The organism is Pseudomonas sp. HR96 (assembly GCF_034059295.1).
Taxonomy (GTDB): Bacteria; Pseudomonadota; Gammaproteobacteria; order Pseudomonadales; family Pseudomonadaceae; genus Aquipseudomonas.
Window position 1 is genome coordinate 3,894,314 of sequence record NZ_CP139141.1, and the last position, 16,544, is coordinate 3,910,857.

The 16,544-nt window shown below is 62.4% G+C and carries 18 protein-coding genes; 12 read left to right on the plus strand and 6 right to left on the minus strand.

Annotated elements, in window-relative coordinates; translation table 11 throughout:
- Positions 1-24: 24 nt before the first annotated feature.
- The gene (locus SFA35_RS17385; protein ID WP_320571773.1) at positions 25-291 is read right to left on the minus strand and encodes a hypothetical protein; all 267 of its coding nucleotides are present in this window, start codon (positions 289-291) and stop codon (positions 25-27) included.
- Between the two features lie 301 nt (positions 292-592).
- Between SFA35_RS17385 and SFA35_RS17390 the strand changes: the two genes are divergently transcribed.
- The 8 genes from SFA35_RS17390 (at position 593) to gloA (ending at position 9,365) form a co-directional block, all read left to right on the plus strand.
- A complete protein-coding gene (locus SFA35_RS17390) occupies positions 593-1,915 on the plus strand; it encodes a sugar ABC transporter substrate-binding protein (protein ID WP_320571774.1) in 1,323 nt (440 codons plus the stop codon).
- 109 nt (positions 1,916-2,024) lie between these two features.
- Positions 2,025-2,951, plus strand: a complete 927-nt coding sequence (locus SFA35_RS17395; protein WP_320571775.1) for a sugar ABC transporter permease — start codon at positions 2,025-2,027, stop codon at positions 2,949-2,951.
- 10 nt (positions 2,952-2,961) lie between these two features.
- The gene (locus SFA35_RS17400; RefSeq protein ID WP_320571776.1) at positions 2,962-3,795 is read left to right on the plus strand and encodes a carbohydrate ABC transporter permease; all 834 of its coding nucleotides are present in this window, start codon (positions 2,962-2,964) and stop codon (positions 3,793-3,795) included.
- A 31-nt stretch (positions 3,796-3,826) separates the two neighbouring features.
- A complete protein-coding gene (locus SFA35_RS17405; protein WP_320571777.1) occupies positions 3,827-4,930 on the plus strand; it encodes a sn-glycerol-3-phosphate ABC transporter ATP-binding protein UgpC in 1,104 nt (367 codons plus the stop codon).
- Between the two features lie 32 nt (positions 4,931-4,962).
- Positions 4,963-6,447: a mannitol dehydrogenase family protein gene (locus SFA35_RS17410; RefSeq protein WP_320571778.1), complete on the plus strand. Its 1,485-nt coding sequence runs from the start codon at positions 4,963-4,965 to the stop codon at positions 6,445-6,447.
- Positions 6,448-6,450: 3 nt separating this feature from the next.
- The gene (xylB, locus tag SFA35_RS17415) at positions 6,451-7,941 is read left to right on the plus strand and encodes a xylulokinase (RefSeq protein ID WP_320571779.1); all 1,491 of its coding nucleotides are present in this window, start codon (positions 6,451-6,453) and stop codon (positions 7,939-7,941) included.
- Between the two features lie 233 nt (positions 7,942-8,174).
- Positions 8,175-8,549, plus strand: coding sequence for a histone-like nucleoid-structuring protein, MvaT/MvaU family (locus tag SFA35_RS17420; RefSeq protein WP_320571780.1), 375 nt, complete (start codon positions 8,175-8,177; stop codon positions 8,547-8,549).
- Positions 8,550-8,843: 294 nt separating this feature from the next.
- The gene (gloA, locus tag SFA35_RS17425) at positions 8,844-9,365 is read left to right on the plus strand and encodes a lactoylglutathione lyase (RefSeq protein WP_320571781.1); all 522 of its coding nucleotides are present in this window, start codon (positions 8,844-8,846) and stop codon (positions 9,363-9,365) included.
- Between the two features lie 120 nt (positions 9,366-9,485).
- On the opposite strand, the gene ahpF is transcribed toward gloA, so the two are convergent.
- The 4 genes from ahpF to galU form a co-directional block, all read right to left on the minus strand.
- Positions 9,486-11,048, minus strand: a complete 1,563-nt coding sequence (gene ahpF, locus SFA35_RS17430) for an alkyl hydroperoxide reductase subunit F (RefSeq protein WP_320571782.1) — start codon at positions 11,046-11,048, stop codon at positions 9,486-9,488.
- 120 nt (positions 11,049-11,168) lie between these two features.
- Positions 11,169-11,732 carry an alkyl hydroperoxide reductase subunit C gene (gene ahpC, locus SFA35_RS17435; RefSeq protein WP_320571783.1) on the minus strand — a complete coding sequence of 188 codons (564 nt, stop codon included), beginning with the start codon at positions 11,730-11,732 and terminating at the stop codon, positions 11,169-11,171.
- Between the two features lie 139 nt (positions 11,733-11,871).
- Complete coding sequence (gene gorA / locus SFA35_RS17440; RefSeq protein WP_320571784.1) at positions 11,872-13,248, minus strand: glutathione-disulfide reductase; 1,377 nt, start codon at positions 13,246-13,248, stop codon at positions 11,872-11,874.
- 118 nt (positions 13,249-13,366) lie between these two features.
- The gene (galU, locus tag SFA35_RS17445) at positions 13,367-14,206 is read right to left on the minus strand and encodes a UTP--glucose-1-phosphate uridylyltransferase GalU (RefSeq protein WP_320571785.1); all 840 of its coding nucleotides are present in this window, start codon (positions 14,204-14,206) and stop codon (positions 13,367-13,369) included.
- Positions 14,207-14,494: 288 nt separating this feature from the next.
- On the opposite strand from galU, the gene SFA35_RS17450 reads away from it, so the two are divergent.
- Positions 14,495-14,779: a hypothetical protein gene (locus tag SFA35_RS17450; RefSeq protein ID WP_320571786.1), complete on the plus strand. Its 285-nt coding sequence runs from the start codon at positions 14,495-14,497 to the stop codon at positions 14,777-14,779.
- 52 nt (positions 14,780-14,831) lie between these two features.
- On the opposite strand, the gene SFA35_RS17455 is transcribed toward SFA35_RS17450, so the two are convergent.
- Positions 14,832-15,182, minus strand: coding sequence for a hypothetical protein (locus SFA35_RS17455; RefSeq protein ID WP_320571787.1), 351 nt, complete (start codon positions 15,180-15,182; stop codon positions 14,832-14,834).
- Positions 15,183-15,338: 156 nt separating this feature from the next.
- On the opposite strand from SFA35_RS17455, the gene SFA35_RS17460 reads away from it, so the two are divergent.
- Genes SFA35_RS17460 through alkB form a run of 3 tightly spaced genes read left to right on the plus strand, consistent with a single transcriptional unit; the run spans position 15,339 to position 16,508 of the window.
- Positions 15,339-15,641: a DUF1883 domain-containing protein gene (locus tag SFA35_RS17460; protein WP_320571788.1), complete on the plus strand. Its 303-nt coding sequence runs from the start codon at positions 15,339-15,341 to the stop codon at positions 15,639-15,641.
- 23 nt (positions 15,642-15,664) lie between these two features.
- Positions 15,665-15,826, plus strand: coding sequence for a hypothetical protein (locus tag SFA35_RS17465; RefSeq protein ID WP_320571789.1), 162 nt, complete (start codon positions 15,665-15,667; stop codon positions 15,824-15,826).
- Between the two features lie 37 nt (positions 15,827-15,863).
- Complete coding sequence (alkB, locus tag SFA35_RS17470) at positions 15,864-16,508, plus strand: DNA oxidative demethylase AlkB (RefSeq protein ID WP_414058551.1); 645 nt, start codon at positions 15,864-15,866, stop codon at positions 16,506-16,508.
- Positions 16,509-16,544 lie beyond the last annotated feature (36 nt).

Below are 16,544 nucleotides of genomic sequence, written 5' to 3' on the forward strand. Positions count from 1 at the left end.
CGGCAGTCAGCACAATAGCGGGACTCAACCCTTGACCCGTGGCGCCTGGCCGGCAACGGCTGCAGCATCGGCGATGCCCTGCTCGGCAGCGGTCGCGGGGTGCAGCAGCTCAGCCTTGCGGCGCTGGAACTCGTCGAACGGCAGGCCCTGGCGAGCCAGCGACTCGAGCGCCAGCTCACGCGTTTCTTCAGCGGTATAGGGACGCAACTCGGGATGATTGGCACAACCGGTCAGGTTGGCGAGGCCGGTAACGATCAGGGCAGCGAACAGCAGGCGGGTCGTGGCTTTCATCAGGGGTTCTCCTTGTATCCAGAAGGTGGGCGAGTTGCCAATCAGTGGGTTCAAGGTAGCGGCTGGCGCAGACGCCGAGAAATCATCGGGATCGATAGTGTCTATTGCCGATTTCACGAAACTTTCACATCGGTCCCGCGAGCGGCCGAGCCAGTACAAGAAAGTATCAGTGAAAGTGCGCCCAAGGATTTGTATAAACCGGCTCCGGGGTCTGTAATCACCAGGAGCTACTTCCTCACTTCGGAAGGCACAACAACAATAACCAAGCTTCGGTGGCCACGGCCCCGAGCAGGAGTGCACGATGCCCACAACCCTACCGTTCTCTATTCGCACTACGGTCCTGGCTGCCTGCCTGGCATTGTCTGGTACAGCCCTTGCCGACCAGACGCTGACCATCGCCACGGTCAACAACAGCGACATGATCCGCATGCAGCGGTTGTCGAAAACCTTCGAGCAGCAACATCCTGATATCAAACTCAACTGGGTCGTGCTCGAAGAAAACGTGCTGCGCCAACGCCTCACCACTGATATCGCCACCAAAGGTGGCCAGTTCGACGTTTTGACCATCGGCATGTACGAAGCCGCACTCTGGGGTGCGAAGGACTGGCTCGAACCAATGAAGGACCTGCCGGCCAGCTATGACCTGGACGACGTCTTCCCCTCGGTGCGCGAAGGGCTCTCGGCCAAGAGCCAGCTCTATGCCCTGCCCTTCTACGCCGAGAGCTCGATCACCTACTACCGCACCGACCTGTTCAAGGCTGCGGGCCTGACCATGCCCGAACACCCGACCTGGACCCAGATCGGTGAATTCGCCGACAAGCTCAACAAGCCGGACAAGGAGCAATACGGCATCTGCCTGCGCGGCAAGGCCGGCTGGGGCGAGAACATGGCGCTGATCACCACCATGGCCAACGGCTTTGGCGCGCGCTGGTTCAACGAGCAATGGCAGCCGGAGTTCACCGGGCCAGAGTGGAAGGACGCACTGACCTTCTACGTCGACACCATGAAGAAGGATGGCCCGCCCGGTGCCTCCAGCAACGGCTTCAACGAGAACCTGGCGCTGTTCAACAGCGGCAAGTGCGCCATCTGGGTCGACGCCAGCGTGGCCGGCTCGTTCGTCACCGACAAGACCCAGAGCAAGGTCGCCGACAGCGTTGGCTTCACCTACGCCCCCCACGAGAAGACCGACAAGGGCTCGTCCTGGTTGTACTCCTGGGCGCTGGCCATCCCGACCAGCTCCAAGGCCAAGGACGCCGCCAAGCAGTTCGCCGCCTGGGCAACCTCCAAGGACTACGCCAAGCTCGTCGCCGACACCGACGGCGTCGCCAACGTACCGCCAGGGACCCGCAAGTCGACCTACAGCGATGCTTACCTGGCGGCCGCGCCCTTCGCCAAGGTCACGCTGGAATCGCTGAAAGTCGCCGATCCGAAAAACCCGGGTGCCCGCGCTGTGCCTTATGTCGGTATCCAGCTGGTGACCATCCCCGAGTTCCAGGCCATCGGCACCGCAGTCGGCAAGACCTTCTCGCTGGCGCTGACTGGCGGCAGCACGGTGGACAAGGCGCTCCAGGATGCGCAGACCTACACCGAACGCGAAATGAAGCGTGCGGGCTATCCCAAGTAGACGTCTGCCGTGCGTAGGCGATGACGGCGTCCCGCGCCGTCATCGCCAGCACGCTTCACTGCGCCTCGCCACACCCTCAATGAGCAACCTACAGGCTCGGGCTATCACTATGAACACCCATACTGCCAAGGCGCATCTGGAGACGGCTGACGTCCCTCGCAAGCGCCATTTCCTCAATCCCGGCTGGTTTCTGGTCAGCCCTTCGGTGGCGTTGCTGCTGCTGTGGATGATCGTGCCGTTGGGCATGACCCTGTACTTTTCGCTGATCCGCTACAACCTGCTCAACCCCGGTGAAAACGAATTCGTCGGCCTGGACAACTTCAGCTTCTTCGTGACTGACTCGGGCTTTCTGCCCGGGGCCATGAACACCCTGCTGCTGGTCGGCAGCGTGTTGCTGATCAGCGTGGTGTTCGGCGTGCTGATTTCCGCGCTGCTGGAAGCCAGCGAGTTCTTCGGCCGCGGCATCGTGCGGGTGTTGCTGATCTCGCCCTTCTTCATCATGCCCACGGTCGGCGCGCTGATCTTCAAGAATCTGATCTTCCACCCGGTGTCGGGCATTCTCGCCGCGCTGTGGAAGCTGTTCGGCGCCCAGCCCGTCGACTGGCTGGCGCATTACCCGCTGCTGTCGATCATTATCATCGTCTCCTGGCAATGGCTGCCGTTCGCCATCCTGATCCTGATGACCGCCATGCAGTCCCTTGACCAGGAGCAGAAGGAAGCCGCGCGTCTGGACGGGGCTGGCCCGATCGCGATCTTCTGGCACCTGACCCTGCCGCACCTGGCTCGCCCGATCGCCGTGGTAATCATGATCGAGACGATCTTCCTGCTCTCGGTATTCGCCGAAATCTTCACCACCACCAACGGCGGCCCCGGCTTCGAGTCGACCAACCTCGCCTACCTGATCTACAACCAGGCGCTGGTGCAGTTCGATGTCGGCATGGCGTCGGCCGGTGGGCTGATTGCCGTGGTCATTGCCAACATCGCCGCCATTATCCTGGTGCGGATGATCGGCAAAAACCTCACCGACAAACAATGAGGACCGCGCCATGATGACGCTCAAACAATCTCGCCGGCTGCAAAGCGTGTTCCTCGGATGCCTGGCCTGGGTGATCGCGCTGGTGCTGTTCTTCCCGATCTTCTGGATGATTCTCACCAGCTTCAAGACCGAACTGAACGCCTTCGCCACGCCGCCGCAGTTCATCTTCACCCCGACCCTGGAGAACTATCTGCACATCCAGGAGCGCAGCGACTACTTCCACTTCGCCTGGAACTCGGTGGTGATCTCCTTCAGCGCCACCCTGCTGTGCATGCTGATCGCGGTTCCGGCTGCCTATTCCATGGCCTTCTACGAGACCAAACGCACCAAGGGCACACTGCTGTGGATGCTCTCGACCAAAATGCTGCCACCGGTGGGCGTGCTGATGCCCATCTACCTGATGGCCAAGACCTTCGGCCTGCTCGACTCGCGCCTGGCCCTGATCATCATCTACACGCTGATCAACCTGCCGATCGTGGTCTGGATGATTTACACCTACTTCAAGGACATCCCCCGCGACATCCTCGAAGCAGCGCGGCTCGACGGTGCCACCCTGGCCCAGGAAATGATTCGCGTGCTGCTGCCCATCAGCAAGGGTGGCCTGGCGTCGACCGTGCTGCTGTCACTGATCCTGTGCTGGAACGAAGCCTTCTGGTCGCTCAACCTGACCAGCTCCCAGGCTGCTCCGCTGACCGCACTGATCGCCTCCTATTCGAGCCCCGAGGGGCTGTTCTGGGCCAAGTTGTCGGCGGTGTCGACCCTGGCCTGTGCGCCGATCCTGATCTTTGGCTGGATCAGCCAGAAACAATTGGTCCGCGGCCTGTCCTTCGGCGCCGTGAAGTAAGCCCAACCTACAATTACAAGGGAATCTGCACATGGCCACCCTGAAAATTCGCAACCTGAAGAAAGGCTTCGAAGGCCTCTCCATCATCAAGGGCATCGACCTGGAAGTACGCGACAAGGAATTCGTGGTGTTCGTCGGCCCCAGCGGCTGCGGCAAGTCCACCCTGCTGCGGCTGATCGCCGGCCTGGAAGATGTCACCTCCGGCACCATCGAGCTGGACGGGCGCGACATCACCGAGGTCACCCCGGCCAAGCGCGACCTGGCCATGGTGTTCCAGACCTACGCCCTGTACCCGCACATGACAGTGCGCAAGAACCTGTCGTTCGCCCTCGACCTGGCCGGCAAGGACAAGGCTCAGGTCGACGCCAAGGTTGCCGAAGCAGCGCGCATCCTCGAGCTGGGGGCGCTGCTCGACCGCAAGCCCAAGCAGCTGTCCGGTGGCCAGCGCCAGCGTGTGGCCATTGGCCGGGCGATCGTGCGCAACCCGAAGATCTTCCTGTTCGATGAACCGCTGTCCAACCTGGACGCCGCCCTGCGCGTACAGACTCGCCTGGAGCTGTCACGCCTGCACAAGGAACTGCAGGCGACCATGATCTACGTGACCCACGACCAGGTCGAAGCCATGACCCTGGCCGACAAGGTGGTGGTGCTCAACGGTGGCCGGGTCGAGCAGGTCGGCTCGCCGCTGGAGCTCTATCACCACCCGGCCAACCTGTTCGTCGCCGGCTTTCTCGGCACCCCGAAAATGGGCTTTCTCAAAGGCCGGGTCAACCGCATCGACGGCCAGAGCTGCGAGGTGCAACTGGACGCCGGCACGCTGGTGCAGTTGCCGCGCGTGAGCCCGACCCTGAGTGTCGGCAGCTCGGTGACCCTGGGCATTCGACCCGAGCACCTGGAACTCGCCGGCGCCGGCCAAGGGGGCTTCGCGGTGGTCGCCGACGTCAGCGAGCGGCTGGGCAGCGACACCTTCTGCCACGTAGTGACCGAGTCGGGCGAGCCGCTGACCATGCGCATCCGCGGCGACATGGCCAGCCAGTATGGCGAACGGCTGCAACTGCACCTCGACCCGCAGTACTGCCATCTCTTCGACGCCGATGGCGCTGCCGTGGGCAAGCCCCTGGCTGCGGCCGCCTGAGCCACCTTCAGACCACGAAACCGGACCCTGCCATGAAACTTGACCGAATCAACCTCGACCAGCTCGACCCGCGCATCCAGCGCCCAACCTACCAGCTGGCGGACACCCACCAAGGCATCGTGCACATCGGCGTGGGTGGTTTTCACCGTGCCCACCAGGCCTACTACACCGATGCCCTGATGAACCTGGGCGAAGGCCGCGAATGGGCCATCTGCGGCGCCGGCCTGCGCGCCGAGGACCGCGGTGTGCATGACGCCCTCGCCGGCCAGGATTACCTCTATACCCTCTACGAACTGGGCGACACCGACGACACCGAAGTGCGCGTGATCGCCGCCATCAGCGGCATGCTGCTGGCCGAAGACAGCGCCCAGGCGCTGATCGACAAGCTCGCCGACCCGGCCATCCGTATCGTTTCGCTGACCATTACCGAAGGCGGCTACTGCATCGACGACAGCACCGGCCAATTCATGAGCCACCTGCCATTGATCCAGCACGACCTGGCCCACCCCGACCAGCCGAAAACCGTGTTCGGCTTCCTCTGCGCAGCCATGGCCAAGCGCCGTGCCAGCGGCACGCCAGCCTTCACCCTGATGTCCTGCGATAACCTGCCGCACAACGGCGCAGTGGCCCGCAAGGCGCTGCTGGCCTTCGCCGTTCAGCGCGACCCGGAGCTGGCCGAATGGATCGACCAGAACGTCAGCTTTCCCAATGCCATGGTTGACCGCATCACCCCCATGACCAGCAACGCCCACCGCCTGCAGCTGCACGACAGGCATGGCGTGGACGATGCCTGGCCGGTGGTCTGCGAGCCATTCGTGCAGTGGGTGCTGGAGGACAAATTCGTCAACGGCCGGCCGGCCTGGGAAAAGGTCGGCGTACAGTTCACCGACGACGTCACGCCTTATGAGGAAATGAAGATCAAGCTGCTCAACGGCAGCCACCTGGCCCTCACTTACCTGGGCTTTCTCAAGGGCTACCGCTTCGTCCACGAGACCATGAACGACCCGCTGTTCGTCGACTACATCCGCACCTACATGGACCAGGACGTCACCCCGCAGCTGGCGCCGGTGCCGGGCATCGACCTGACCCAGTACAAGCAGACGCTCATCGAGCGGTTCTCCAACCAGGCCATCGCCGATCAGCTCGAGCGGGTCTGCTCCGACGGCTCCTCGAAGTTTCCCAAGTTCACCGTACCGACCATCAACCGCCTCATCGCCGATCACGCCAGCCTCGACCGCGCCGCCCTGGTGGTGGCTGCGTGGGCCCTGTACCTCAAGGGCGTCGACGAGCAGGGCACGACCTACCGCATCCCCGATCCGCGCGCCGAGTTCTGCCAGGCGCTGGTGGCCGACGACGGCACGTTGACGCACAAGGTGCTGGGCGTCGACGAGATCTTTGGCAAAGCCATCCCCCATTCGGCGCAATTCGTCGCGGCCTTCGAGCGTCAACTGCACAATCTCAAGACGCTGGGGGTCACCGGCACCCTCGAACAACTGGGCAAGACCACCAAGGAGTGAGGTATGGGCCTGTATCTGGGCATTGATTGCGGTACCCAAGGTACCAAGGCGTTGCTGCTCGACGCCGCCAGCGGCCAGGTACTGGGCCTCGGCTCGGCGGCCTACGCCATGCACAGCGGCGCCAACGGGCGCCGTGAACAGGACCCTGCTGACTGGCTGCAGGCCTTGCACAAAGCCACTGCCCAGGCGCTGGCGGCGGCCGGGGTCGATGGTCAGCAGGTGCTCGGCGTCGGCGTTTCCGGCCAGCAGCACGGGCTGGTCCTGCTCGACGCCGACGGCCAGGTGCTGCGCCCGGCCAAACTTTGGTGCGACACCGAAACCACCGCGCAGAATGACCGCCTGCTCACCTACCTGGGCGGCACGCACGGCTCGCTCGAACGCCTGGGCCTGGCCATCGCTCCCGGGTATACGGTGTCCAAGCTGCTGTGGACCCGTGAACAGTTCCCCGAGCTGTTCGAGCGTATCGCCCACGTGCTGCTGCCCCATGACTATCTCAACTACTGGCTGACCGGGGTCTGCCGCGCGGAATATGGCGACGCCTCCGGCACCGGCTATTTCGACATCCGCACGCGCCAATGGGACCTCGACCTGCTGCGTCATATCGACCCCAGCGGCCGGCTGGAGAAGGCCCTGCCCGACTTGATCGATTCGCATCAGGCGGTCGCACCGATTCTTCCGGCGATTGCCCAGCAACTCGGGCTCAACCCCCGTGCGCTGGTGTCCAGTGGCGGCGGCGACAACATGATGGGCGCCATCGGCACCGACAACATTGCCCCGGGGACGATCACCATGAGCCTCGGCTCGTCGGGCACGGTGTACGCCTACAGTGCCGAACCGCTGGTCTCGCCGGAACCTGCGGTGGCGGCCTTCTGCGCCTCCAGCGGCGGCTGGCTGCCGCTGATCTGCACCATGAACCTGACCAACGTCACCGGCATGGTCCGCGAGCTGTTCGAGCTGGACCTGGCCGCCTTCAACCAGCGAGTCGCCAGCGCTCCCATCGGCGCCGGCAACGTGCTGATGCTGCCGTTTCTCAACGGCGAGCGGGTACCCGCCCTGCCCCAGGCCACCGGCAGCATCCTCGGCCTGGACAGCACCAACCTGAACCAGGCCAACCTCTGCCGCGCGGCCGTCGAAGGCACTACCTTCGGTCTGCGCTACGGTCTGGACCTGTTGCGCGACGCCGGGCTGCCAAGCCAGTCGATCCGCCTGATCGGCGGCGGGGCCAACAGCCCGGTGTGGCGGCAGATCGTCGCCGACATCATGAATACCGAGGTGGTGTGCACCGAGCAGACCGAGGCGGCCGCCCTTGGCGCGGCCATTCAGGCCGCCTGGTGCGTGGCCGATGGCGGCCAATCCCTGGGCGAGCTTTGCCAGCGTTGCGTGCGCCTGGACAGCGCCACGCAAACCCACCCGATCGCGGCAAACGTCAGCGCCTACGAAACCGTCTATCAGCGTTATCGCGCCCAGCTGCCCGGGGCCGCAAACAGCCAGTAAGCGGCCTGACAACACTGCGCGGTGCCTCGCCAACAGCCGCGCTAGTTACCGCCTCCCGCCTCGTCAACTGCGTTCCCGTCGCCTGCTGCAAGTCAGCCGGCGACTCGCCGTTGCATTTTAATTGGCATTTGCTTATTTGCACGCCGCGCAACTAGCACTATAGTGCTCAGGAACGCTGGGCCGTTACGAGCGGTCTCAATGGGGTAAAGCCAAACTATTGAATGGGGTAAACCATGTCCAGACTTGCCGAATTTCGCGCCGCCGAGAAAGCATTGCAAGAACAACTTGCCCAGTTGGAGTCCTTGAAAAACGATGCCGGCCTGAAAAAAGAAATTGAATTCGAAGAAAAGCTCCTTGGTTTGATGAAACATTATGACAAAGGATTACGAGACATCATTGCCATTCTTGAACCGGGCAAGAGCTCGGGCAAACTGACCAGCAAAGCTGCGGCACCTGCGCCCAAGCAGCGCCGCGCTCGCGTGGTCAAGGTCTACGAGAACCCGCACACGGGTGAGCTGATCGAAACCAAGGGTGGCAACCACCGGGGCCTCAAGGCCTGGAAACAGGAGCACGGCGCCGCCACCGTCGACTCCTGGCTGCGTACCTGAGGGGGCAGCGGCACAAGCACGCCGCCGTTTAGCGGGCGGCGACTCCCTCGCTGAACAAACGCTGAAGAGTTTCACGATATTTTCACAGCGATTGTTCCAGGATGGAATCTGCTAATGGAATAGCGCCCCAATGCCCGCTTCGGCGGGCTTCTTATTGCCTGCAGGAAAGTCGACGTTTGGCCTGCGGTACGCTTTTACGTATCATCCCCTTCCTGCAAAAAAGAACTCTGGCCCCCTGTCGCAATCACACAAGGCAGTGAGCAAGACGTTTCCCATCCCTGTTCTGGAGTCCCCATGAGCCTGCAAGAATTGAATAGCCTGCCCGGTGTCACCGCGCAACCCGATAGCGCCACCGCCAAGTTCGTGTTCAACCACACCATGCTGCGGGTCAAGGACATCGAGAAGTCACTGGACTTCTACACCCGGGTACTTGGTTTCAGCCTGGTGGAAAAGCGCGACTTCGCCGACGCCCAGTTCAGCTTGTACTTTCTGGCGCTGGTAGACCGTCAACAGATTCCGGCCGACGATGCCGCGCGCAATGAATGGATGAAGTCGATTCCCGGCATTCTCGAGTTGACCCACAACCACGGCACGCAAAGCGACGCCAACTTCGCCTATCACAACGGCAACGGCGAGCCACGCGGCTTTGGTCATATCTGTGTTTCGGTACCGGACATCGTTGCCGCGTGCGAGCGCTTCGAGCAACTGGGCGTAAGCTTCCAGAAGCGCTTGAGCGATGGCCGCATGAAGAGCCTGGCGTTCATCAAGGACCCGGATGAGTACTGGGTCGAGATCATTCAGCCGACGCCGCTGTAACCTCTTCGGCGACCCCTGGAGAGGCAAAAGCCTCCCAGCGATCGCCCTGTCGGCTTTAACCGGTCGTAAAAAAACCTTGGCCGCTCACGCGGCCAAGGTTTTTTTTGCATCAGCCCATCATCAAGCTGGAGCGGACGTGCGGATCAGGTGATCGAAAGCCGAGAGCGAGGCCTTGGCGCCCTCGCCCACGGCGATGACGATCTGCTTGTAGGGCACGGTGGTCACGTCGCCAGCAGCGAAGATGCCCGGCAGGTCGGTTTCACCGCGAGCATCGACCATGATCTCGCCACGGTTGGACAGCTCGATGGTGCCCTTGAGCCAGTCGGTGTTAGGCAGCAGGCCGATCTGCACGAAGATGCCTTCCAGTTCCACGGTATGCTCTTCGCTGGTCTGACGGTCCTTGTAACGCAGGCCGTTGACCTTCTGGCCATCACCGGTGACCGCAGTGGTCAAGGCGCTCTTGATCACCTTGACGTTCGGCAGGCTGTTGAGCTTGCGCTGCAGCACGGCGTCGGCCCGCAACTGGCTGTCGAACTCGATCAGCGTCACATGGGCAACGATGCCGGCCAGGTCGATGGCCGCCTCGACGCCCGAGTTGCCGCCACCGATCACTGCCACACGCTTGCCCTTGAACAGCGGGCCGTCGCAGTGCGGGCAGTAGGCTACGCCGCGATTGCGGTACTCCTGCTCGCCTGGCACGTTCATTTCGCGCCAGCGCGCCCCGGTCGCGAGGATCACGGTCCGCGCCTTGAGGGTGGCGCCGCTGGCGAAGCGGACTTCGTGCAGTGCGCCATCCTTGCCAGGAATCAGCGCTTCGGCACGCTGCAGGTTCATGATGTCGACTTCGTACTGCTTGACGTGCTCTTCCAGCGCCACGGCCAGCTTCGGCCCTTCGGTTTCCTGCACGGAAATGAAGTTCTCGATGGCCATGGTGTCGAGCACCTGGCCGCCGAAGCGCTCGGCGGCCACACCGGTGCGGATACCTTTGCGAGCGGCATAGATGGCCGCTGCGGAACCGGCTGGGCCACCGCCGACCACCAGTACATCGAAGGCCTCCTTGGCGCTGATCTTCTCAGCCTGGCGGTCGCTGGCGCTGGTGTCGATCTTGGCAAGTATCTCTTCCAGGCCCATGCGGCCCTGGCCGAAGTTCACACCATTGAGGTAGACGCTCGGCACCGCCATGATCTGGCGTTCTTCGACTTCGGCTTGAAACAGGGCGCCGTCGATGGCGACATGGTGGATATTGGGGTTGAGCACCGCCATCAGGTTCAGCGCCTGGACCACGTCTGGGCAGTTCTGGCACGACAGCGAGAAATAGGTTTCGAAGTGGAACTCGCCCTTGATCGAGCGGATCTGTTCGATCACCTCGGCACTGGCCTTGGACGGATGGCCGCCCACTTGCAGCAACGCCAGCACCAGGGATGTGAATTCGTGGCCCATGGGCAGACCGGCGAAGCGCAGATGCACCGAGCCGTCGGGGCGGTTGATGGTGAACGACGGCTTGCGCGCATCGCTACCGTCTTCATGCAGGGTGATCTTGGCCGAGAGGCCATCGATGTCACGCAGCATGGCCAGCATTTCCTGGGACTTCGCGCCGTCGTCGAGGGACGCAACGATCTCGATCGGTTGCGTGACCCGCTCCAGGTACGATTTCAACTGAGTTTTAAGAGTGGCGTCCAACATACGGGCGATATCCTGAAAAAAATTAGAGCAAAAAAAAACGCCCGAGCGTATTCGCCCGGGCGTTTTCGGGGCGAGAGTTGCAACTACTTGCGGGACACTCCCGCCATAGACAGCATCGGCTTAGATCTTGCCGACCAGGTCCAGCGACGGAGCCAGGGTGGCTTCGCCTTCTTTCCACTTGGCCGGGCACACTTCGCCTGGGTGGGCAGCGACGTACTGGGCGGCCTTGATCTTGCGCAGCAGCTCCAGAGCGTCACGGCCAACGCCGCCGTCGTTCAGTTCAACGATCTTGATCTGACCTTCAGGGTTGATGACGAAGGTACCACGGTCAGCCATGCCGTCGGCTTCGATCAGTACGTCGAAGTTTTTCGACAGGATGTGAGTCGGGTCGCCGATCAGCGGGTAGGTGACCTTGCCGATCACGTCGGAAGTGTCGTGCCAGGCTTTGTGCGAGAAATGGGTATCGGTCGATACGCCATAGATTTCTACGCCCAGCTTCTTGAATTCGGCGTAGTTGTCAGCCAGGTCGCCCAGTTCGGTCGGGCAGACGAAGGTGAAGTCGGCTGGGTAGAAGAACACGACAGACCACTTGCCTTTGAAATCGGCATCGGAAACCTCGACGAATGCGCCGTTGTGAAAGGCGGTGGCGTTGAATGGTTTGACGGTGCTGTTGATGATAGGCATCGGGATGACTCTCCTTCAGGTGTATGAATCGTTCAATGGGGCTAATCCTAGCCCCTATCGGGTCAGAGCGCTCATTGGCAAAGTCGATGCTGATGATTGGCTTTGCCTATGGGCGCACACTATAAATAGCAGAAACGCATCACGCCTTTTCGGGCGTGACAGTTCGAGTGACGGAACGCAAAGTGACAAATTCCTCGGCCGAGGTGGGATGCACGCCGATGGTCTCGTCGAACAGCTGCTTGGTCGCGCCGGCTTTGAGCGCAATGGCCAGGCCCTGGACGATTTCGCCGGCGTCCGGGCCGACCATGTGACAGCCCAGCACCTTGTCGGTGCTGGCGTCGACCACCAGTTTCATCAGGGTCTTTTCGTCTGCAGCAGTCAACGTCAGCTTCATCGGCTTGAAGCGGCTCTCGAAGATCTTGAGCTCATGGCCGGCCTCCAGGGCCTGCTGTTCGGTCAGGCCGACGGTACCGATCGCCGGCTGGCTGAACACTGCCGTGGGGATGTGCTGGTAGTCCACCGGCCGGTACTGCTCGGGCTTGAACAGCCGCCGTGCTACCGCCATGCCTTCGGCCAGCGCCACCGGCGTCAGCTGCACCCGGCCGATCACGTCGCCCAGGGCCAGCACCGAAGGCTCGGCGGTCTGGTACTGCTCGTCGACCTCGATGAAGCCGTCCTCGCGCAGCTTGACCGCCGTGTTCTCCAAGCCCAGGTTGTCGAGCATCGGCCGCCGGCCAGTGGCGTAGAAGATGCAGTCAGCGTGCAGCTGGCGGCCATCCTTGAGGGTCGCCGTGAGGCTGCCATCGGACTGTTTGTCGATGCGCGCGATGTCGGCGTTGAACTGAAGGTCGATGCCTTTTTTGCGCAGCTCCTCGGCCAGGTGCTCGCGCACCGTGTCGTCGAAGCCGCGAAGGAACAGCTCGCCGCGATACAGCTGGGTAGTGGCACTGCCCAGGCCGTTGAAGATTCCGGCAAACTCGACGGCGATGTACCCACCGCCGACGATGAGGATGCGTTCAGGCAGTTGCTCGAGGAAAAACGCCTCGTTGGAGCCGATGGCATGCTCGCGTCCGGGAATGTCCGGAATCACGGGCCAGCCGCCGGTGGCCACGAGAATTTTCTCGGTGCTGAAACGCTGCCCATCCACTTCGACCTCGTGGGGGCCGAGAATTCTCGCGTGCCCTTCGAGCAGCTTCACCCCGCTGCTTTCCAGCAGGTGGCGGTAGATGCCGTTGAGCCGCTCGATCTCGCGGTTCTTGTTGGCGATCAGAGTGGGCCAGTCGAACTGATGCTCGCCGACGGTCCAGCCAAAACCTGCGGCCTGCTCGAAGTCCTCGGAAAAGTGCGAGCCGTACACCAGCAGTTTTTTCGGTACGCAGCCGACATTGACGCAGGTACCGCCCAGGTAGCGACTCTCGGCCACCGCCACCTTGGCGCCGAACCCTGCGGCGAAGCGCGCCGCGCGCACGCCGCCCGAGCCTGCGCCGATGACGAACAGATCGAAATCATGAGCCATGCTTAAACCCTGTGCTTGAGCGCCCTCAGGCGCAGAAATGAAAACGCCGCGCATCCAAGGATGAGCGGCGGATCGAGAAACGGCAAGCCTGCAATTCATTCAGGCTGCTGGCGGCGGGTCAGTAAGCCTTGCCGGTCTTGTAGAAGTTCTCGAAGCAGAAGTTGGTGGCATCGATGTAACCCTCGGCGCCACCGCAGTCGAAACGCTTGCCCTTGAACTTGTATGCCAGCACGCAACCGTCCTGGGCCTGTTTCATCAGAGCGTCGGTGATCTGGATTTCGCCGCCTTTGCCGGGCGGAGTGTTGCGAATGATGTCGAAGATATCCGGGGTGAGAATATAGCGACCGATGATCGCCAGGTTCGACGGCGCGTCTTCCGGGGCTGGCTTCTCGACCATGCTGTGCACGCGATAGATGTCATCGCGGATCATCTCACCGGCGATCACACCATACTTGTTGGTTTCCTGCGGATCGACTTCCTGGATGGCGACGATCGAGCAGCGGAACTGGTTGTACAGCTTGACCATCTGCGCCAGCACGCCGTCACCATCGAGGTTGACGCACAGGTCGTCCGCCAGAACCACGGCGAACGGCTCGTCGCCGATCAGCGGCTGCCCGCTGAGGATGGCGTGGCCCAGGCCTTTCATTTCGATCTGGCGAGTGTAGGAGAAGGTGCAGTTGTCCAGCAGACGGCGGATGCCGACCAGGTATTTTTCCTTGTCGGTGTTGCGAATCTGGTTTTCCAGCTCGTAGCTGATGTCGAAGTGGTCTTCCAGGGCGCGCTTGCCGCGACCGGTAACGATGGAGATCTGGGTCAACCCGGCCTCGAGGGCTTCTTCGACGCCATATTGGATCAGTGGCTTGTTGACCACCGGCAGCATTTCCTTGGGCATCGCCTTGGTCGCTGGCAAGAAGCGAGTACCGTAGCCGGCTGCTGGGAACAAGCATTTCTTGATCATATAAGTCCTTAATAAACGGGCTGTCTAACGAGGTTCGATGCAGTCTAATCAGGCCGTGGCCACCTTACAATGGCCACGCTGACCGGGAATCTTGCGCGAATTATTGGATGATAGAGAAATCTTGTTACAGATAGTTCAACGGTGTAACAAATATCCCGCAGCGATGTGACCTGAACGTGACGTTTCACCCGATTTGCACCACCATTCGCGCGCCAACCGCCGCTCCTCTATGCGCCGTGACAGGGGGCGTATAGCATGGCGCCACCGATCCCGAAGACACCCATTCCCATGCATCGAATTCCCTTGGTACTGGCGCTGGTCGCCACCCTGGCCGGTTGCGCGACCGCCTCCCCCACCTATCTCAAGGATGGCAAGCAAGGCTTGAGCATCGACTGCTCCGGCCAGGCCATGAGCTGGGAAAAGTGCTACGAGAAGGCCCAAGCCTCATGCCCGAGCGGCAACTACGACATCATCGGCACCGACGGCAAGCCCGCTCCCAAACCGGATGCCAGCCTGCTGGATGCCGATATCGGCAGCTTCCAGAACCGCACCCTGACGATTCAGTGCAAGTGAGCTGAGTTCAAGACGGGCGTGGGGGATGTCGATCACTCTGCCACCGCAACGGTCATCCCGAGATGCACGCCGTCGCCGCCTTGCGCACGTCCCCCGGGCGCAGCGGGAAGTTCTGCAGGTGTTCCTGCACCTTGATGCTGCTGCCGGTGGAGCGCTCGTCGATGGTGATCACCGCCGCTGGCCCGGACGAGAGCTTCTGCGGCACGATCACCCGAAAGCCATCCTTGTGCGGTTCGACGGTAGACGGCTTGCGGCTGTCCGCCAGCCTGCCCACCAGGCAGTCGGCATATTCCTTCGGCGTCTTGCCGGAAATCACGTTGAGCGTCTCGGGGCTGTGCTCGATGTCCGCCACAGAGGTGCAACCAGTCAGCAATACACCCATTACCAGCCAAGCCCACTTCATAGCCATCTCCATTCAAAAAAAACTACGACCGCGCGGTGACAGATTTTGCTCAAGTGCGCAGGTCAATCGTCGCCAGCTTGAGCATATCGTGCGCCGGTGTACAGCCCCGGCGTGGTATCTTTGCCGTTTGCCTGCACCTGCGTCCCGGAGACCGACATGAAATTCGTACACCAGCGCGAGCACCTCAACGAAGACGACCTGGTGGTTATCGAGTGCTCTCAACGCTGCAACATCCGCCTGATGAGCGATGCCAACTTTCGCAGCTTCAAGAACGGCGGGCGTCACACTTACCACGGCGGCGCGTTCGACACCTTCCCGGCGAAGATTGCCGCCCCCAGCACCGGTTTCTGGAACATCACCATCGACACCGCCGGCGCCCGGCCGTCGACCGTAACCCGCAAGGCGGCGTTCACCCACAAGATCAAGATCGTGCGCCGCTCGACGTCGAAATTCAGCTGAGCAGCCCCGGACGGTATCCCGACATGACCAAATATGTGATTCGCTACAAGCTCGACGGCGAGCGCCGCTGGGACTTCGCCCACCTGGCGACCGGCTCGCTGGAAGAAGCCAGTGCCGCCCTGGCGCAGATCCACGGCGACGAGGTGCAGAACATCACCGAGATCCACGTCAGCAAGGCGCTGTGACGCCGACCCGCTGAGGCCCAGTGCCGTGAACCTCGAACTGTTCGGCGAAGCCGACGCGCTGCAGCCGCCGCGCACCGAGCAACTGGCCACGCAGACCTTCGTGCTGCGCGGCTTCGCCCTGCCCTGGATCGACGCCCTGCTGCCAGAACTGCGCGCGGTGCTGGCCCAGGCGCCGTTTCGACGCATGGTCACGCCCGGCGGCTTCACCATGTCGGTGGCGCTGAGCAACTGCGGAGCCCTGGGCTGGACCACCGACCAAAGCGGCTACCGCTACAGCGGCCGCGACCCGCGCACCGGGCAGCCCTGGCCGGCGCTGCCCCAGGCCATGCGCGAACTGGCCGTGGCCGCCGCAGCGGCGTGCGGCTTCGCCGACTTCGACCCCGACGCCTGCCTGGTCAACCGCTACGTGCCGGGGGCGAAGATGTCGTTGCATCAGGACAAGAACGAGCGCGACTACAGCCAACCCGTGGTCTCCGTGTCGCTGGGCCTGTCTGCGCTGTTCCAGCTGGGCGGCATGCAGCGCAGCGACCGCCCCGTGCGCGTGCCGCTGCTGCACGGCGACGTGATGGTCTGGGGCGGCGTCGACCGCCTGCGCTTTCACGGCGTGCTGCCGCTCAAGGAAGGCAGCCATCCGCTGATGGGCCCGCAACGCATCAACTTCACCCTGCGCAAGGCCGGCTGAAACAGCCCAGGAAACGGCGCAGAACAACAGCGCAGA